21 protein-coding genes are annotated in these 17,862 nt (G+C 69.7%); 3 read left to right on the top strand and 18 right to left on the bottom strand.

Annotated elements, in window-relative coordinates:
• Positions 1 to 3: 3 nt before the first annotated feature.
• From IE066_RS00705 to IE066_RS00660, 10 genes are all read right to left on the bottom strand, one after another.
• Positions 4 to 654 (bottom strand): hypothetical protein, encoded by a 651-nt coding sequence (locus tag IE066_RS00705; protein ID WP_229790612.1) that lies wholly within the window; start codon positions 652 to 654, stop codon positions 4 to 6.
• A gap of 14 nt (positions 655 to 668) precedes the next feature.
• Entirely contained in the window at positions 669 to 1,163 is a 495-nt protein-coding gene (locus IE066_RS00700; RefSeq protein WP_189446417.1) for a dihydrofolate reductase, read from the bottom strand.
• Positions 1,163 to 1,957 carry a thymidylate synthase gene (locus tag IE066_RS00695; RefSeq protein WP_189446416.1) on the bottom strand — a complete coding sequence of 265 codons (795 nt, stop codon included), beginning with the start codon at positions 1,955 to 1,957 and terminating at the stop codon, positions 1,163 to 1,165. The genes IE066_RS00700 and IE066_RS00695 overlap by 1 nt, the downstream gene beginning before the upstream one ends.
• A gap of 1 nt (position 1,958) precedes the next feature.
• Positions 1,959 to 2,831: a prolipoprotein diacylglyceryl transferase gene (lgt, locus tag IE066_RS00690; RefSeq protein WP_189446415.1), complete on the bottom strand. Its 873-nt coding sequence runs from the start codon at positions 2,829 to 2,831 to the stop codon at positions 1,959 to 1,961.
• 79 nt (positions 2,832 to 2,910) lie between these two features.
• A complete protein-coding gene (locus IE066_RS00685) occupies positions 2,911 to 3,399 on the bottom strand; it encodes a TPM domain-containing protein (RefSeq protein WP_189446414.1) in 489 nt (162 codons plus the stop codon).
• Positions 3,399 to 4,292: a TPM domain-containing protein gene (locus IE066_RS00680; protein WP_189448690.1), complete on the bottom strand. Its 894-nt coding sequence runs from the start codon at positions 4,290 to 4,292 to the stop codon at positions 3,399 to 3,401. Before IE066_RS00680 ends, IE066_RS00685 begins: the two co-directional genes overlap by 1 nt.
• 178 nt (positions 4,293 to 4,470) lie before the next feature.
• On the bottom strand, positions 4,471 to 5,199 hold the full coding sequence (locus IE066_RS00675; RefSeq protein WP_189446413.1) for a LemA family protein: 729 nt from the start codon (positions 5,197 to 5,199) through the stop codon (positions 4,471 to 4,473).
• Positions 5,200 to 5,283: 84 nt separating this feature from the next.
• The gene (locus IE066_RS00670; protein WP_189448688.1) at positions 5,284 to 6,006 is read right to left on the bottom strand and encodes a TerC family protein; all 723 of its coding nucleotides are present in this window, start codon (positions 6,004 to 6,006) and stop codon (positions 5,284 to 5,286) included.
• Positions 6,007 to 6,046: 40 nt separating this feature from the next.
• Positions 6,047 to 6,439, bottom strand: a complete 393-nt coding sequence (locus IE066_RS00665) for a diacylglycerol kinase (protein WP_189446412.1) — start codon at positions 6,437 to 6,439, stop codon at positions 6,047 to 6,049.
• A 183-nt stretch (positions 6,440 to 6,622) separates the two neighbouring features.
• Positions 6,623 to 7,666 (bottom strand): isoaspartyl peptidase/L-asparaginase family protein, encoded by a 1,044-nt coding sequence (locus IE066_RS00660; RefSeq protein ID WP_189446411.1) that lies wholly within the window; start codon positions 7,664 to 7,666, stop codon positions 6,623 to 6,625.
• 367 nt (positions 7,667 to 8,033) lie between these two features.
• Between IE066_RS00660 and IE066_RS00655 the strand changes: the two genes are divergently transcribed.
• Positions 8,034 to 9,221, top strand: coding sequence for a S8 family peptidase (locus tag IE066_RS00655; protein WP_189446410.1), 1,188 nt, complete (start codon positions 8,034 to 8,036; stop codon positions 9,219 to 9,221).
• Positions 9,222 to 9,288: 67 nt separating this feature from the next.
• Here IE066_RS00655 and IE066_RS00650 read toward each other — a convergent pair whose 3' ends face one another.
• The 5 genes from IE066_RS00650 to IE066_RS00630 all read right to left on the bottom strand — a co-directional run bounded on the left by IE066_RS00650 (position 9,289) and on the right by IE066_RS00630 (position 14,879).
• Complete coding sequence (locus IE066_RS00650; protein ID WP_189446409.1) at positions 9,289 to 10,521, bottom strand: ABC transporter permease; 1,233 nt, start codon at positions 10,519 to 10,521, stop codon at positions 9,289 to 9,291.
• A complete protein-coding gene (locus tag IE066_RS00645) occupies positions 10,518 to 11,264 on the bottom strand; it encodes an ABC transporter ATP-binding protein (protein ID WP_189446408.1) in 747 nt (248 codons plus the stop codon). Before IE066_RS00645 ends, IE066_RS00650 begins: the two co-directional genes overlap by 4 nt.
• Positions 11,261 to 12,808 (bottom strand): efflux RND transporter periplasmic adaptor subunit, encoded by a 1,548-nt coding sequence (locus tag IE066_RS00640; RefSeq protein WP_229790611.1) that lies wholly within the window; start codon positions 12,806 to 12,808, stop codon positions 11,261 to 11,263. The genes IE066_RS00645 and IE066_RS00640 overlap by 4 nt, the downstream gene beginning before the upstream one ends.
• A gap of 76 nt (positions 12,809 to 12,884) precedes the next feature.
• Positions 12,885 to 14,156, bottom strand: a complete 1,272-nt coding sequence (locus tag IE066_RS00635) for a sensor histidine kinase (protein ID WP_189446407.1) — start codon at positions 14,154 to 14,156, stop codon at positions 12,885 to 12,887.
• Positions 14,157 to 14,168: 12 nt separating this feature from the next.
• Positions 14,169 to 14,879 (bottom strand): response regulator transcription factor, encoded by a 711-nt coding sequence (locus tag IE066_RS00630; protein ID WP_027081995.1) that lies wholly within the window; start codon positions 14,877 to 14,879, stop codon positions 14,169 to 14,171.
• Between the two features lie 94 nt (positions 14,880 to 14,973).
• Here IE066_RS00630 and IE066_RS00625 point away from each other — a divergent pair, with 94 nt between their 5' ends.
• Together IE066_RS00625 and IE066_RS00620 are read left to right on the top strand one after the other, a co-directional pair.
• On the top strand, positions 14,974 to 15,312 hold the full coding sequence (locus IE066_RS00625; RefSeq protein ID WP_189448683.1) for a DMT family protein: 339 nt from the start codon (positions 14,974 to 14,976) through the stop codon (positions 15,310 to 15,312).
• 12 nt (positions 15,313 to 15,324) lie between these two features.
• On the top strand, positions 15,325 to 15,627 hold the full coding sequence (locus IE066_RS00620) for an Mpo1-like protein (RefSeq protein ID WP_189446406.1): 303 nt from the start codon (positions 15,325 to 15,327) through the stop codon (positions 15,625 to 15,627).
• A 31-nt stretch (positions 15,628 to 15,658) separates the two neighbouring features.
• On the opposite strand, the gene mazG is transcribed toward IE066_RS00620, so the two are convergent.
• The 3 genes from mazG to nudE are packed head-to-tail and all read right to left on the bottom strand — an operon-like array spanning position 15,659 to position 17,860.
• Complete coding sequence (gene mazG / locus IE066_RS00615) at positions 15,659 to 16,483, bottom strand: nucleoside triphosphate pyrophosphohydrolase (protein ID WP_189448680.1); 825 nt, start codon at positions 16,481 to 16,483, stop codon at positions 15,659 to 15,661.
• Between the two features lie 2 nt (positions 16,484 to 16,485).
• Positions 16,486 to 17,319 carry a 3'(2'),5'-bisphosphate nucleotidase CysQ gene (gene cysQ, locus IE066_RS00610; protein WP_189446405.1) on the bottom strand — a complete coding sequence of 278 codons (834 nt, stop codon included), beginning with the start codon at positions 17,317 to 17,319 and terminating at the stop codon, positions 16,486 to 16,488.
• Complete coding sequence (nudE, locus tag IE066_RS00605) at positions 17,312 to 17,860, bottom strand: ADP compounds hydrolase NudE (RefSeq protein ID WP_189446404.1); 549 nt, start codon at positions 17,858 to 17,860, stop codon at positions 17,312 to 17,314. The genes cysQ and nudE overlap by 8 nt, the downstream gene beginning before the upstream one ends.
• Positions 17,861 to 17,862 lie beyond the last annotated feature (2 nt).

The raw sequence follows: 17,862 nt of genomic DNA, 5'->3' as shown, positions 1-17,862 counted from the left end.
GCGTCAGCGCGCGTCCTGCTCCGGTGCGTCGGCGATGCGTTCGAGCTTCGACCACGTCCACATGACGCGATCGGCCTGCGGGATTTCGCCCACCGACTGATCGCCCCATTGCACCGCCGGCGCGGTGCGATGGCCGATGCGCTCGACCGTGCCGATCGCGAGCGCGCCGTCCTTCAGCCGTTGCAGGACGAAGCCCTTGGTGCCCGTCGTGCCGCGCCCCCAGTCGCGCGACACGTCGATCTCGTGCGGCTTGAACTCCAGCCGCCCGCCCGTGCATCGATAGTCGGTGACGTAGTGCTCGACGTAGCCCCATTGCCGCGCAAGCCGGCCATTCGCGGGCGCGCGGCGCGTGCGCAGCACGATGCGACTGGACTGCACGTCCACCCAGAGCTGCATCGGGACGCGGTCGACGTAGGCCGGATAGCCGTCGGCCCACGGCCTGCGATTGGACGCGAAGCCACTGGCGAACTCGCCGGCCACCGGCGGCCAGCGATACAGCCCGCCGACATCGGCGCAGCCGAACAGGCGTCGCGCGGGCCGGCCGAAATCGGAAGGCAACGGGCCGTCGTCGGCGGAGCGGCCGCAGGCGGCGAGCGCGACGCACAGGCAGGACAGCGCGACGCCGCCGGCGAGCGCACGCGACGGCATCGTCATGGCGGGACGCATGTTCAACGGCGCCGCAGGTCGACGAAGTCGAACGCGAAGGCGTGCTTCGCGTCGGCCGGATGGTGTTCGCGCGCGACGTCGATCCACTCGGTCATGTCGATTGCGGGGAAATAGGCATCGGCACGCGGCACGGCGGTGTCGACGAGGGTGAGGTGCAGGTCGGTCGCGATCGGCAGCGCCTCGGCGAATACGCCGCCGCCACCGATCACCGCGAGTTCGTCCGCGCCTTCCTCGCGCGCGATGCGCAACGCCTCGTCCACGTTTGCCACCGCGCGCATGCCCTCGAACGGCACACGGCCGCTGCGCGTGAGCACGAGGTTGCTACGACCGGGCAATGCGCGGCCCAGCGACTCGGCGGTGAGGCGCCCCATCAGGATCGGCCTGCCGAGCGTGAGCGCCTTGAAGCGCTTCAGGTCGTCGGGTAGATGCCACGGAAGCGCGTTGTCGACGCCGATCGCGCGGTTGCGGTCATGGGCGACGACGATGGAGATCCGCATCAGACGGCGACAGGCGCCTTGATCGCCGGATGCGGGTCGTAGCCTTCGACCGCGATGTCGTCGAAGGTGAAGGCGAACAGGTCGTCGACGCCGGGATCGAGCACGAGCCTCGGCAACGCGCGCGGCTCGCGCGTGAGCTGCTCGCGCGCCTGGTCGACATGGTTCGCGTACAGATGGGCGTCGCCGAGCGTATGCACGAAGTCGCCGACACCGAGCCCGCAGACCTGCGCGACCATGTGCGTGAGCAGCGCGTAGCTCGCGATGTTGAACGGCACGCCCAGGAAGATGTCGCCGCTGCGCTGGTAGAGCTGGCAGCTGAGCTTTCCGTCGGCGACGTAGAACTGGAACATCGTGTGGCAGGGCATCAGTGCCATGTGCGGCAGGTCCCCCACGTTCCACGCGCTGACGATCAGGCGGCGGGAATCGGGATTGCGGCGGATCTCCTCGACGACCCATTTGATCTGGTCGATCTCCGAGCCGTCGCTGCCGGTCCAGCGCCGCCACTGCTTGCCGTAGACGGGGCCGAGCTCGCCGTTGGCATCGGCCCACTCGTCCCAGATCGTGACCTTGTTGTCGCGCAGGTACGCGACGTTGGTCTCGCCCTTCAGGAACCACAGCAGTTCGTGGACGATCGAGCGCAGGTGCAGCTTCTTGGTGGTGACGAGCGGGAAGCCGTCGGCCAACGGGAAGCGCATCTGCCAGCCGAACACGCTGCGCGTGCCGGTGCCCGTGCGGTCGGCCTTGACCGTGCCGTGCTCGAGGACGTGCTGCAGCAGGTCGAGGTATTGCCGCATGTCAGCCGGCCTGCGGCTGCAGCGTCGGCTGGCGGCGCGACCACGCGAGCCAGAACAGGCCCAGCGCGATCAGCGGCAGGCTCAGCACCTGGCCCATCGTCAGCCAGCCGAACGCGAGGTAGCCGAGCTGCGCATCGGGCTCGCGCACGAATTCGACGAGGAAGCGGAAAAGGCCGTAGAGCAGCGCGAACAGGCCACCGATGGCATAGCGCGGCCGCGGACGGCGCGAGAACCACCACAGGACCGACGCCATGACGATGCCCTCGAGCACCGCCTGGTAGAGCTGCGACGGGTGCCGCGCGAACGCGTCGAGCGCGCCCTGCGCATGCAGCTCGCGCAGTTGCGCCATCGTCGCGTGCTCGTATGGCGTGCCGGCGAGGCCGCGCGGGAACACCACGCCCCAGCCGCCACCGGTGAACTTGCCCCACAACTCGCCGCCGATGTAATTGCCCAGCCGGCCGAAGCCCAGCCCCAGCGGCACCAGCGGCGCGACGAAATCCATCGCGTCCATGAAGTGCAGGTTCTGGCGCCGGCACCACAGCCACACGCCGGCCATCACGCCGAGCAGGCCGCCGTGAAAGCTCATGCCGCCTTCCCAGATGCGGAAGACCATCAGCGGGTTCTGCAGGAAATCGCCGAACGCGTAGAACAGGATGTAACCGAGGCGGCCACCCAGCACGACGCCGAGCATCCCGTAGAACAGCAGATCGCCGAAGCCCTGCTCGTTGACGCCGGGCAGGCGCCCGGCGCGGATGCGGCGACGGCCCAGCAGCCAGGCGGCGATGAAGCCCAGCATGTACATCACGCCGTACCAGTGCACCTGCACCGGGCCGAGGTGGAGGGCGATCGGATCGATGTCGTGCAGGATCGTCATCAGGCTCGGCCACGGCGGGACGGCCGGTATTGTGGCCTGCCGGCGTGGCCGGCGTCACATGCGGATCGTCCTGCCGGCATCAGAGCATGTGCGGGCGATCGGGCAGCTCGTTGGTATCGACATAGCCCTCGCGGCGCGGGAAATGACGTTCCAGCAGCGCGGAGATGGCGTCCACGGCGCGCAGCACGCCGGCTTCGGTGTCGCCCGCGCGCATCGCCTGCTCGAGGTCGCGGCAGATCGCGGCCCATGCCTCGGTGTCGACGCGCCCGTTGAAGCCGCGGTCGGCGACGATCTCGATCGCATGGTCGGCCAGCAGCATGTAGACCAGCACACCGTTGTTGGCCTCGGTGTCCCAGACCCGCAGCCGTGCGAACACCTCCAGGGCGCGTTCGCGCGGACGATGGTCGACCAGCGCGAGACGCAGCGGCAGCGCGGCCTCGACCGCGAAGCAGATCTCGCCCGCATGGCGCGCTTCGCTGGCCGCGATCGCCGCGGCGACGCGCCGGAGCAGCGGCTCCGGGAAAAGGCGCGCCGACGATGGCGCGAAGAGATGCCTGAGTGCGCGCATCACCAGCTCCCCGAGGCGCCGCCGCCTCCGCTCATGCCGCCTCCACCGCCCCAGCCGCCTCCACCGCCGAAGCCACCGCCACCTCCGAAACCGCCACCGCCGAATCCACCGCCGCCCCACCAGCCACCGAGGCCGACGTCGCGCGCGTAGCGGACACGCCGCCCACCGGACAGGCCGAGGAAGAAGCCGATCAGGCCACCGATCGCGCCGAACAGCAGGCCCGCCAGCAGCGCGGCCACCGCGGCGGCCGCGACCCCACCGGCGATGCCGCGGAACAATGCCGGAGCGCCGCCGAACAGCCCGCGCGCCATCTGCGCGACGAAGAAGGCCGCGATCAACGCGAGCAACGGATTGCCGCCGCGGCGCGCGCCCGAGGCCGAAGGTTGCGCCATCGGCGGCGGCAGCGGCTCCTCGTCGATCAGCTGGGTGATGACGCGCGTGGCCTCGACCAGCCCGCCCGCGTAGTCGCCCTGGCGGAAATGCGGCGTCATGTACTCGTTGATGACGCGGATGGCGGTCGCGTCGGGGATCCGGCCTTCGAGGCCGTAGCCGACCTCGATGCGCGCACGGCGGTCGTTCTTGGCGATCACCACCAGCACGCCGTCGTCGACCTTCTTGCGGCCGAGCCGGTACTGCTCGAAGGCGCGTACGGCGTACTCCTCGATCTCCTCGGGCCGCGTGGTCGGGACCATGAGGATCTGCAACTGGGCGCCCTTGCGCTGCTGCAGCGCGAGTGCCTGCTGCTCGAGCTGGCGGCGCGACTGCGCGTCCAGCGTGCCGGTGGTGTCGACCACCGGCGAGGTCAGCGGCGGCACCGGTGCGAAGCCGTCGGGCGTCTCGGCCACCGGTGCGGGCATCGTCGCCTGTGGCGATGCCGGCACGGTGGCGGGCATCGCCGCAGGTGCCGGCTGCGCCGCGGGTGTTCCGGCAGGCGTCGTCGCGGGCGCCGCGCCGCCGAGTTCGCGCGGCGCGGTGCTGGGTGCGAGCACCTGTGCGCCGATCGGCAGCGCCGTCAGCAGCGCCAGCGCGACGGCGAACAGCAGGTGCGGACCGCGACGCATCGGGACGCGGTCAGCCCTGCGTCTGCGGCGGCGTGCTGGTCGGCGGTGCGGGCGCCGGCGTGGGTGCGGTCGACGGCTGCAGCGGAGCGTTGGACGGCTGCGGCGGCGCCGTGGCGGGCGGCATGGCCGACGGAGCCTGCGGCGCGGCGGCCGGCGGCGCGCCGAAGTCCACCGTCGGCGCGCTGGAGATCTGCGCCTCGTTCTCGACGGTGAAGTTCGGGCGGGGCTTGTAGCCGAACATCTTCGCGGTGATGTTGGTCGGGAACTGGCGGATGTAGGTGTTGTAGTCCTGCACGGTGCCGATGTAGCGCTGGCGCTCCACCGCGATGCGGTTCTCGGTGCCTTCCAGCTGCGCCTGCAGCTGCAGGAAGTTCTGGTCGGCCTTGAGCTGCGGGTACTGCTCGCTGACCACCAGCAGGCGGCTCAGTGCGCCCTGCAGCTGCGTCTGCGCGGCCTGGAACTGCGCCAGCGAGTTCGGGTCGTCGGCATTGACGTTGATGCTGCCCACGCGCGCGCGGGCTTCCGTCACCTCGGTCAGCACGCGCTCCTCGTGGCTCGCGTAGCCCTTCACCGTCGCGACCAGGTTGGGCACGAGGTCCGCGCGGCGCTTGTAGACGTTGAGCACCTGCGACCAGGCGGCGTTCACCGCCTCGTCCTTCTGCTGGATGGTGTTGTAGCCGCAGCCGCTCAGCAGCGTGGCGAGCATCAGCAGCATCAGGGCGGTGAGCGTCTTGCGCATGTCGGGCCTCGGTCGTCGTTTCGGCGGTGCCGGCGCGTCAACGTACCGGCTGTACCGATAAATACGCCGTGACGGCGCGCCCCGCTACTCCGCGAGGCGACGGGCGGCGCGTCGGCGGGCGACGAGGTTCAGCACCTCGACCACCGCCGAGAAGCCCATCGCGCCGTAGATGTAGCCCTTCGAGATGTGCAGGTCGAAGCCTTCGAGCACCAGGTAGCCGCCGACCAGCACGATGAAGGCCAGCGCGAGCATCTTGATCGTCGGGTTCTCGTCGATGAATCGGCCCAGCGGCTTGGAGGCCAGCAGCATCACGCCGACGGCGAGAAGGATCGCGCTGACCATCACCGCGCGCTGGTTCGCCATACCCACGGCGGCGATCACCGAGTCGAGCGAGAACACGATGTCGATGACCGCGATCTGCGCGATGACCATGCCGAACGAGGCTGCCGGCCTGGTGTGGATGTCGTCCTCTTCCGGCTCGCCGACGATGAGGTCGCGGATTTCGCCGACGCCCTTCACGACCAGGAACAGGCCGCCCACGATCAGCACCAGGTCGCGGACCGAGACGCCCTTGCCGAACACCTGGAACAGGTCGCTGGTGAGTCCGGCGAGCCAGGCCAACGTGAGCAGCAGCGCGATACGGGTGATGCAGGCCACCGCGATGCCGAAGCGGCGCGCGCGGTCGCGCTGCGCGTACGGCAGCTTGCTGACGGCGATGGAGATGAAGACGAGATTGTCGATGCCCAGCACGATCTCGATCGCGCTCAGCGTCACCAGCGTGATCCAGGTCTGGGGGTCGAGCAGCATCTCGATCACGGTCGTATCCGCAGGTCAGGGGTCGCGCAGTTTACGCGTCCGGAGCGATCAGGCGCGGGAGGAGGATCACGCCCCACGTCAGGAGCACGTTGAGCATCATCACGAACACCGCCGCCGAGCCCATGTCCTTGGCGCGTCCGGCGAGCTCGTGGAACTCGGCGCCATAGCGCTCGATCACCGCCTCGACCGAGGAATTGAGCAGCTCGACGGCGATCACCGCGAGCATCGAGCCGATCAGCAGCACGCGCTCCACGCCCGACTGCCCGAGCCACCAGGCCAGCGGCGCCAGCACGACGAACAACCAGACCTCGAGGCGGAACGAGGACTCGTGCCGCCAGGCCGCGCACAGGCCCTGGAACGACCATTTGGCGGCCTTGACGATGCGCAGCGGGTGGCGCGGCAGGTGCCCGACGGTGTCGGCCATGGCGGTGTCTCGTGGCGACGGTCGGGCCGGGGCTCCGCCGTGTCCTGCGACTGCGGGAGGCGGCGCGGATCCCCGGTCCACGCCGTGCGGGATTGTGGCACGCGGCGTTCCCGGCGCCGCCGGTCGATCGGCCGATCCGCGACCGCGGCCCGCAATCGCGTGCCGGCCGCGTCGCAGCCTGCCTCAGCGCGTCGTGCCTTCCCCGTGGATCGCCACGCCGCGGCTGCCGTCCGGGCGGATCCAGCCACGGAACATGCTGCCGCTGTTGAAGGGCATCGCGATGTTGCCCTCGATGTCCAGTGCGATCGCGCCGCCGTCGCCGCCCATCGCCGGGATCACCTTGTTGATCACTTCGTCCGCCGCCGCCTGCAGCGTCTCGCCGCGGTATTCGACGCGGGCGCAGATGTCGCGGGCGGCGCCGGCGCGGATGTAGAACTCTCCCCAGCCCGTGCCCGAAACGCCGCAGCCGGCGTCTGCCCAGGTGCCGGCGCCGATGATCGGGGCGTCACCGACGCGGCCCCAGCGCTTGTTGGTCATGCCGCCCGTGCTGGTGCCCGCAGCGATGTGGCCGTCGCGGTCCAGCGCCACCGCGCCCACGGTGCCGAGGTAGCGTCGGCCGTCGTTGCCGTCGTCTCCGGGTGCGCGAACGGCAGCGCGCTGCGCCTGCTCCTTGCGCTGGGCCTCTTCGAGCTGTCGACGGCGGTGCGGCGTGTCGAACCAGCCGTTGGGGACGCGTTCGATGTCCTTCTGTGTATCGGCGAAGGCTTCCGCGCCCTCGCCGGCCAGCATCACGTGCGGGCTGCGCTCCATTACCGCACGCGCCAGCCGGATCGGATTGCGCACCGTGGTGACGCCCGCCACCGCGCCGGCGCGCCGGGTATGGCCTTCCATTACCGCGGCATCGAGTTCGTGCCCGCCGCGCGCATTGAACACCGCGCCCTTGCCGGCGTTGAAGCGCGGCGACTCCTCCAGCACCAGGATCGCCGCCTGCACGGCGTCCAGCGCCGGGCCGCCCTTCTGCAGCACGGCGTTGCCGGCGTCGAGCGCGCGATTGAGGGTCTCGTCGATCTCCTTGCGGTCGGCGTCGGTCAGCGATTCCTGCGGCACGAAGCCTGCGCCGCCGTGGATGACCAGCGCGGTGCGGCCCGGAGCCGCGACGGGGAGCGACTGCGCGGCGGCGGCGGCGGCGGACGCCAGAGCGAGCAGCAGAAGGGGCGCGAATCGCATCAGCTTTCCTCGGTTGGACGCCCGCCGAGCATAGCGGCCGACGCTTCGCCCCGACCTGTCGAACGGCCGCAACGCGACGGTGCACCGCAACATCGATCTTGACGGGACCATCACGTAACTGACTGATCCGAGATGACTTCCACGGGCGCCAAACTGACCGAAACTCCTTATGGATCCGTTACTTGCGGCCGGCGCTCGTGACGGAAGCCCGGTCATATAACGCATTCGGCCAGCAAACCCGGCCATCTTTTGGTTGACATCGTTCAACCATCGTTTGGATTGTCCCCCGGCGCCGTGTTCCCGCCGGCGCAACGGCCGCCCTCCAGACCGATCGGCCTACTCCCCCTCACAGACTGATGGAGCAGCAATGAACGCCAAGCACGTCCTCGCCGTCGCTATTTCCCTGTCCCTCGTTTCGACCGCTGCCAGCGCCGGCACGCTGGTCCGCGCCCAGAAGAACCGCATCGAAGGACAGTACATCGTCGTTCTGAACCCGTCGCAGCTGCCCGTGCAGGCCAGCCTCGCACGCGAGCAGGGCCTCGCCCGCGCAGCCGAGAACGCGGCGGTCGACCTGGCCGCCAAGCACGGCGGCGACGTGCGCATGGTCTACCGCAACGCGGTGCAGGGCTTCGTGGTTCGCGCCTCGGAAGCGCAGATCGCACGCATGCTCAAGGATCCGCGCATCGCGATGATCGAGGAGGACGCGACGATCTCCATCAACGCCACGCAGAGCGGCGCCACCTGGGGCATCGACCGCATCGACCAGCGCTCGCTGCCGCTCAATGGCACCTACGTGTACGACTACACCGGTTCGGGCGTGCGCGCCTACATCATCGACACCGGCATCCTCGGCACGCACTCGCAGTTCAGCGGCCGCATGCTGTCGGGCTACAGCGCGGTCAGCGACGGTCGCGGCACCACCGACTGCAATGGCCACGGCACGCACGTCGCCGGCACGGTCGGCGGCTCGACCTACGGCGTCGCCAAGTCGGTGAAGCTGGTGCCCGTGCGCGTGCTGGGCTGCAATGGCTCGGGCACCAATTCGGGCGTGATCGCGGGCATCGACTGGGTGCGCACCAACCACGTCAAGCCGGCGGTGGCCAACATGTCGCTCGGCGGCGGCGCCTCCTCGGCGGTCGACACCGCGGTGAACAATCTCGCCAACGCGGGCGTGACCGTCGTGGTGGCCGCGGGCAATGACGCCTCGAACGCCTGCAACTACTCGCCGGCGCGCGCCTCGGGTGCGATCACGGTGGGCGCCACGACCTCGACCGACGCACGCGCGTCGTACTCGAACTACGGCTCCTGCCTCGACCTGTTCGCACCGGGCAGCTCGATCAAGTCGGCCTGGTACACCAGCACCTCGGCGACCAACACCATCAGCGGCACCTCGATGGCCTCGCCGCACGTCGCCGGCGCCGCGGCGCTCTACCTGCAGCGCGCGCCCTCGGCCACGCCTTCGCAGGTGCGCAGCTGGCTCAAGACCAACGGCACCGCCAGCAAGGTGACGAGCCCGGGCAGCGGCTCGCCGAACATCCTGCTGTACTCGCGCTGATAGCGTCGTAACGAAGGAAGGCGGCCTTCGGGCCGCCTTCCTTTTTTTGCCGACCGTGCGCCTGCGCCTACTGCGAACGCAGCGCCTCGATCGGATCCAGCCGCGACGCCTTGCGCGCCGGGTAGAAGCCGAAGAACAGGCCCGTCGCGATCGAGAAACCCGCGGCCAGCAGGATCACGCTGCCGTCGAGCTTCACCGGCAGCGAGCCGAACTTCTCGACCGCGAGCGCACCGCCGATGCCGATCAGGATCCCGAGCGCGCCACCGATCAGCGAGATCAGCATCGCCTCGGCGAGGAACTGGCGCTGGATGTCGCGCGGCCCCGCACCGACCGCCATGCGCAGGCCGATCTCGCGGATGCGCTCGGTCACCGAGACCAGCATGATGTTCATGATGCCGATGCCGCCGACGATCAGCGAAATGCTCGCGACGGCACCGAGCAGCAGCGACATAAGCCGCGTCGCCTGCGTACGCGTGGCGACCACCTCGGCGATGTTGCGCACGCTGAAGTCGTCCTCCTCGCCCGGCTGGATGCGATGGCGCTGGCGCAGAAGCGCCTCGATTTCGCCCTGCGCGTAGTCGAGATCCTTCGCGTCCGCCACGCCCACCGCGATCTGCATGACCGCGCCGGCCGGCAGGCCCATCGCGCCCATCAGGCGGCGACGCGCGGTCTCCAGCGGCACCACGACCAGATCGTCCTGGTCCTGGCCGAAGCCGCCCTGTCCCTTCGACTTGAGCACGCCCGCGACCGTGAACGGCACGCGCCCGAGGCGCACGGTCTGGCCGACGGCTTCCTCGTCGCCGAACAGCTCGCGACGCACGGTCTCGCCGAGGATCACCGACTTGCCGCCCGAGTAATCCGAACCGGAAAAGCCTTCGCCACCGGCCAGCTCCCAGCCGTTGATCGCGAACCAGTCTTCCTGCACGCCCTGCCAGGACGACTGCGTGTTGTTCTCGGCGAACACCACCTGCGTGCTGCCGCGCAGCGTACCGGTGACGCGCTCGACCTCGGGCACTTCCTCGCGGATCGCGGTCGCATCGTCCTCCGTGAGCGTGAAGAACGAGCTCGACGACATGCGCACGCCGCCCATGCCGCGACCGGCGCCCGGACTGATGTCGAGCCGGTTCGAGCCCAGGCCCGACACCAGCTTGTCGATCTCCGCCTGTGTGCCCTGCCCGACGGACACCATCACGATGACCGCGGCGATGCCGATGATCACGCCGAGCGAAGTCAGCGCACTGCGCAGCCAGTTACCGCGCAGCGAGAACGTCGCGGTGCGGAGGGTTTCGGTGAACTTCATGTCGCGCCCTCCGTCCACGGGCCGGTATCGGGCGGCGCGATGTCGGGCACGCGCGTCTCGTCGGTCTGCGGATGCAGCTCGCCGTCGCGCATCACGAACACGCGGTCGGCATGCGCGGCCACTTCCGGATCGTGGGTGATCAGCACGACGGTATGGCCGTCGTCGCGCAGGCGCTTGAAAAGCGCGAGGATCTCCTCTCCGGTTTTCGTATCGAGCGCGCCTGTAGGCTCGTCGGCCAGGATCACCGGCGGGCGATTGATCAGCGCGCGCGCGATCGCCACGCGCTGCTGCTGGCCGCCCGAGAGCTCGCTGGGGCGATGGCGCACCCGTGCGCCGAGGCCGACGGCTTCCAGCGCTTCCTGTGCGCGCTTGAGGCGCTCGCTGCGGGCGATGTCCGCATAGCCGAGCGGCATCGCGACGTTCTCCAGCGCATCCAGCCGCGTAAGCAGATTGAAGCCCTGGAACACGAAGCCGATCGTGCGCAGTCGCAGCGTGGCGCGCTGCTCGGCGTCGAGCGTGGCTACGTCGACTCCGTCGCAGAGGTAGACGCCCTCCGTCGGCGTGTCCAGGCAGCCGAGCAGGTTCATCAACGTGGACTTGCCCGAACCCGACGGGCCCATGATCGCGACGAACTCGCCGCGCCCGATCGACAGCTCGACACCGCGCAGCGCGACGACCTCGGCCTCGGTGCCGGGCGAATAGACCTTGCCGAGGCCGCGCGTCTCGATGACGGCAGCGGTCATTTCGCCTTGCGCTCCACGCCGGTGATCACCGTGTCGCCCGCCTTGATGGTGCCGGAGACCTCGGTGTACGAGCCGTCGCTCGCGCCGAGGCGCACCATCACCATCTTCGGCTTGCCCGCGTCCAGCACGTACAGCGGGGCGCGGCGCGCAGCCGCCATCTCGTCGAGCCCGCGATCCCAGGCCTGCTGCTGCGCGGGATTCAGGGTGGCGCGGAACGCGGCGAACTGCTGCGCCATGCGTTCGGCCATGCGCTGGCGCATCGCGCCCACGTTCTGCCCGCCCGCGCCGCCACGCGCGCCACCGCCAGGGCCGCCCGGGCCGCCGCCAAAGAGGCGATTACCGCCTTGCGCCTGCGCGCCCGCCTGCGCCTGCCGCGCCTGCATGCGATCGCGCATCTCCTTGATCGCCGCGTCGAAAGCCTCGCGCTGCGGTGCGGTGAGATCCAGCGACGTCGCCAGCTTCTGCAGGTCGTCGGCCATGCCCATGCGGCCACCGGCGGCACCCTGCGGGGGCTGGCCGGCCTGCGCCTGCAGCGCGGCGGCTTCCTCGTCGCTGGGCTTGTAGCGCAGCGCGGCATTGGCCACGCGCAGCACGCCGCTGCGGTTGCTGACCTCGATCTCCGCGTTCGCGGTCATGCCGGGCAGCAGCTTGCCGTCCTGGTTGTCGACCTCGATCACCACCGGATAGGTCACGACGTTGTTGGTCGTCGTCGCCGACAGCCGCACCTGCGAGACCTCGCCGTTGAAGCGGCGGTCCGGGAAGGCGTCGACGGTGAACGTGGCGCGCTGGCCGACGCGCACCTGGCCGATGTCGGCCTCGTCGACGGCCAGCTCGATCTTCATCTTCGACAGGTCTTCCGCCAGCTTGAACAGCTCGGGCGCCTGCAGGCTCGCGGCCACCGTCTGGCCGGGCTCGACGGTTCGCGTCAGAACCACGCCATCGACCGGCGAGCGGATCTCGCTGCGGCCGACGTTGAGGCGCGCCGTGCGCGTGCCGGCCTGCTGCTGCGCGATCTGCGCGCGGCTGGCGATCAGCGCCGCGCGCGCGCGCTCGAGCGTTGCGCGCGCGAGGTCGACGTCGGCCTGCGCGACGAGCTTGTCGCGGCCGAGTGCGGCCTTGCGCTGGTAGTCGAGCTCGGCGTTGCGCAGCGCGGCCGCGGCTTCGACGGAATTGGCCTGCGCCGCGCCGATCGCCGCGTTGCCCTGCGCGATCTGCGCCTCATAGGTGCTGGGATCCAGGCGCGCGAGCACCTGGCCCTTGGTCACGCGGTCGTTGAAGTCGACCAGTACGTCGGTCACGCGGCCGGAGACTTCCGAACCCACCACGACGGTCGAGATCGCGCTCAGCTGGCCGGTAGAGGAGATCACCACGCGGATGTCGCCCTGCTCGACGCGCGCCGTGCGGTAGCCGCCGGCGTCGTCCGCCGCGGCCTTGTGCGATTTCCAGTACCACAGGCCGCCCAACGCGATCAGGGCAACAGCGGCGATCAGGAGGGGGCCGCGGCGGCGCGCGGGACGGGGAACGGAAGAACCGGGTCGGCTCATGCGGGATCGTCGGATTCGGAATGCGGAAATGCGTCAACGATATGAACGCACCGATGCGCGTTCCGTTGACAGGAGCTCAGCGACGGAAGCGGATGATCGCGGTGGTGCCTTCGCCGGGCGCGCTCTCGAGCTCGACCGGCCAGCCGAACCGCTCGCCCAGCCGGCGCACGATGGACAGGCCGATGCCCATGCCCTCGCCACCGCCGTCGCGGTCGTGGCGGTAGAACGCGTCGAAGGCCTTGGCCAGCGTCTCGCGGGACATACCGACGCCGGTGTCGCGCACCTCGATGCGATCCGGGGCCAGCACCACCTCGACGCGCCCGCGCTCGGTGAAGCGCACGGCGTTGCTGAGCAGGTTGCCGACCATCAGCGAGAGCACGCGGCGCGGCGCGTCGATCACGCCGCCGCCGTCGTCACGCACCGCGATCTCGACCGGCTTCGTTCCGAGGAGCGTGCGCGCAAGCTCGACCTCGTCGTCGACCACCTCGTGGATGTCGAAGCGCTCGCTCTCGGCGTCGATCTCGGCGTCGCGGGCGAGGATGAAGAAGGCGTCGATCACCGCCTGCATGTCGTGGCCCGCGCGTTGGATCCGGCCGACCGCGCGGCGCGAGCGCTCGGGGATCTCCGGGTCGCCGGCCATGATGTCGGAGGCCACGCGGATCACCGTGAGCGGCGTGCGCAGCTCGTGGCTGGCGTCGCGGGTGAAGCGGCGCTCGCGGTCGACGAACTCGCCCACGCGCGTGGCCATGCCGCGCAACGCATGCGCAAGTCGACGCACCTCCAGCCCGGAATCCACCGGCAGGTTCTGCGGCGCGAGCGCGGCGGCATCCGGCGCGAGGGGATCCCAGCGCGCGACGATCCCGGCGAGCCAGCTCACCGGCGCCACCATGCGGCGCGAGATCCGGTAGGTCATCCAGGCCGCGAGATAGGTCGCCAGCAGCGCCAGCAGCAGGCTCAGGCCGCCGGTCCAGAACACGGCGTCATCGGTGAAGCGCGGATTGAGGCTCACATAGACGGTGCCGGCGGAGCGGCGGTCGACGATTACCGCCGGGCCGCCCCACCACGGGATGTGGTAGCCCGGCGCCAGCGCTCTCAGCTGGGCCGGCAGACCCGTGACCGGCGCATCGGCGGCCACGAAGTAGCTGGACATGCGCGAGTTGTACGGCAGCGTGGCACCCGAGCCGGCTTCCTCCCAGGCGACCCGGGCCTCGTCGGCCAGGCGCTCGCGCAGCAGCACCTGCCGGACGCCGAGCTCCGTGCAGGCGATGCCGAGCGCCATCACCAGGCTCGCGATGAGAGCCTGGATGATGAACGCGACCTTGATTTTCCGGGGAAGCCCGTGCGGCATGCGGTCGCCGGATTACTCCGGCGGCTGGGAAATGTCCGCGATACGGTAACCGGCCGACTGCACCGTGTGCAGCAATTGCTTGTCGAAAGGCTTGTCGATGGTCTTGCGCAGGTTGTAGAGATGGCTGCGCAGGGTGTCGGAGTCCGGCAACCCGTTGCCCCAGATCTCGCGCTCGATCTCCTGGCGGCTCACCACGCGGGGCGATTCGCGCATCAGGATGGTCAGCAGGCGCAGGCCGATCGGCGAGAGCTGCAGCTCGACGCCGCCGCGGGTCACGCGCAGGCTGGCCGGGTCGAGGACCAGGTCGGCGACCTTCAGCACCTCGCCACCGACCTGCCGGCGCTCGCGGCGGATCAGGGCGCGCAGGCGGGCCTCCAGTTCCTGGATCGCGAACGGCTTGGTCAGGTAGTCGTCGGCGCCGGCGGACAGGCCGGTGAGCTTCTCGTCGAGCGTGTCGCGCGAGGTCAGCATCAGCACCGGGGTCGACTTGCGGGCTTCCTCACGCAGCCGCTTGCACACTTCCACGCCGTCCAGGCGCGGGAGCATGAGGTCCAGCACGAGCACGTCGTAGCTGTTCTCGGCCGCCAGGCGGTAGCCGTCGAGGCCATCGGCCGCATAGTCCACCTCGAAGCCGCGGCTTTCGAGGTATTCGCCCATCATCTCGGAAATGTTGCGGTTGTCCTCGATGATGAGGACGAGGCCGCCGTCTCGGTTGGTCTGCATCAGGGGAGCCCTCCTTCAGTTTTGTGAAAGGTGCCCGGCTGCCAGTCTATGCGCCGTGAAGACGGTCCATTTCTCTCAACTCGTCCTGATCTCGATGAACGAACGCATCCTCAGTCCCCTCCTGCTCATGGCCGCCAACGTCTTCATGACGTTCGCCTGGTACGGCCACCTCAAGTTCAAAGGCGCGCCGCTGCGCTGGGTGATCCTCGCCAGCTGGGGCATCGCGCTGTTCGAATACTGCCTGCAGGTGCCGGCCAACCGGATCGGCAGCAATGTCTACAGCGCGCCGCAGCTCAAGGGCATGCAGGAGATCATCACGCTGCTGGTCTTCGCGGTGTTCTCGACCTGGTATCTCGGCCAGCCGCTGAAGTGGAACCACTGGGCGGGCTTCGCGATGATCGTCGTCGCCGGCTGGCTGATCTTCCTCGACTGACGGAGCCGATCGATGCGTCGCTTCTCGAGCTTCCGCGAGTTCTATCCGTTCTATCTGACCGAGCACGCGCATCCGATCAGCCGGCGGCTGCATTTCGTCGGCAGCCTCGGCGTGCTCGGTTTCCTCGTCGCCGCGATCGTCACGCGCGACGCGCGCTGGCTGATCGGCGCGCCGCTGTGCGGCTACGGCTTCGCATGGGTCGGGCACTTCATCTTCGAGAAGAACCGGCCGGCCACCTTCAAGCACCCGCTCTGGTCGCTGATGGGCGACTGGGTGATGTTCAAGGACATTCTTCTCGGGCGGGTAAAGCTCTGACACGCGCACCGATGCGGCGTCATCGCATCGCTTACTTCGCCGCCTTTTCCTCGGCTTTCGCGCGGTTCCAGTAAGCGTCCTGCGCATCGAGGTCGAGCTCCGCAAGATCGATCCCGTCGGCGGCGGCGAGCCGCTCCATCGCGCGGAAGCGCCGCTCGAACTTGGCATTGGCGCGACGCAGCGCCACGCCGGGATCCACCCTTCCGTGGCGCGCGAGGTTGGCGGCGACGAACAGCAGGTCGCCGATCTCGTCCTCCAGCCGGTCGCGCGCGGCTTCGTCGCCGTCCGCGAGCGCAGCGAACTCCACGCGCACTTCCTCGATTTCCTCGTGCAGCTTCCCGATGACCGGCGCAGGGCCCGGCCAGTCGAAACCGATGGTCGCGGCGCGCTTCTGCAGCTTCACCGCGCGCTGCCATTCCGGCAGGCCGCGCGCGATGCCGGCGAGCAGCGACGTGTCGGCCTCGCCCTTCGACGCACGCTCGGCACGCTTGATCGCTTCCCAGCTCGCGGTCTGCGCTTCGGCATCCTCGAAGCTGGCATCGCCGAAGACGTGCGGATGCCGGCGCACCATCTTCTCGTTGATCGCCTGCACGACGTCGCCAAAGGCGAAGCTGCCCTGCTCTTCGGCAATGCGCGCATGGAAGACCACTTGCAGCAGCAGGTCGCCGAGTTCGCCGCGCAGGTCGTCCATATCGCCGCGATCGATCGCGTCGGCGACTTCGTAGGCCTCTTCGATCGTGTACGGCGCGATGGTGGCGAAGTTCTGCTGCAGGTCCCAAGGGCAGCCGCCGTCGGGATCGCGCAGTTTCGCCATGATCGACAGCAGCGTGGCGACGTCGCGCGGATCACCGGGCATCGTCACGATGCGACCGCCTTCTGCGCGGCCGCGGCCCAGTCGCGCCACGGCATGTGCGGATCACCGATGGCGACGAAATCGCCGTTGAGCAGCGTGTCGCGTACGTTGTAGCGCAGCGGCCGGCCGCGCGGGTCGACGACCTGCCCGCCCGCGCCTTCGAGAATCGCCTGCCCGGCGGCGGTATCCCATTCGCAGGTCGGGCCGAAGCGCGGATAGATGTCGAGCCCGCCGTCGGCGATTCGGCAGAACTTCAGCGACGAGCCGAGGTTGAGCTGCTCGACCTCGCCGCGCGCGCGCATGGCGTCGATGAAGGCCTCGCTGCGGCCGTCGCGATGCGACCGGCTGGCCGCGACCTTGGTCGGCACGCCGGCGGGCGATTGCACGCGCAGCGCGAGGTCCTCACCGTCGAGGCGTTCGCGGCGGAACGCACCGAGAGCGCCGCCCCCGTGCCAGATCGTGCCGGTTACCGGCGCCTGGATCACGCCCCAGCTGGCCACGCCGTCCTCGACCAGCGCGACGTTCACCGTGAACTCGCCGTTGCGCTTGACGAACTCGCGCGTGCCGTCGAGCGGATCGACGATCCACAGGCGCCGCCATTCGCGGCGTATCTCGGGCGCGACCTTGTGCTCGGCCTCCTCCGACAGCACCGGGATATCGGGCGTGAGCCGCGCGAGGCCGTCGGCGATGCAGCGGTGCGAGGCGAGGTCGGCCTCGGTGAGCGGCGAGGCGTCCTTCTTGCGCTCGACGTCGAAGTCGTTTTCGTACACGCCGAGGATCGCGCGGGCGGCGTCGACCGCGAGCGCGATCACCGCCTCGCGCAGGGATGCATCAATCACGTTGCGACCTCAGCCACTCGCGGGCGATGAACAGCGCCGCGATCGAGCGGCCTTCGGAAAAATCCTCGCGCAGGATCAGCTCACCCAGCGCATCGAGCTTCCACGGCACCACGTCGAGCGGCTCGGGCTCGTCGCCGGGCAGGCGCTCCTCGTAGAGGTCGCGTGCGATGACCAATTGCGCCTTGTGGCTCATGTAGGTCGGTGCCAGCGACAGCTCGCGCAGCCGCAGCAGCGAGCGCGCGCCGTAGCCGGCTTCTTCCTTCAGCTCGCGATCCGCCGCCTGCTCGGCCGTCTCGCCGGCGTCGATGCGGCCCTTCACCAACCCGAGCTCGTAACGGTGGAAACCCGCGGCGTACTCGCGCACCAGCAGCACCGTCTCGTCGTCGAGCATCGGCACCACCACCACCGCGCCATGCCCGCGCCCGTGCAGGCGCTCGAACTGGCGGCGCTCGCCGTTGCTGAACTCGAGGTCGAGCCGCTCCAGGCGGTACGGCCCGGCGTCGTGCTCGGTCACGCCATGGATGGTCGGCAGCGTCTTCATGC

The organism is Cognatilysobacter xinjiangensis (genome assembly GCF_014651995.1).
Lineage (GTDB): Bacteria > Pseudomonadota > Gammaproteobacteria > Xanthomonadales > Xanthomonadaceae > Cognatilysobacter > Cognatilysobacter xinjiangensis.
This window is presented reverse-complemented; position numbering and strand designations above follow the sequence as displayed.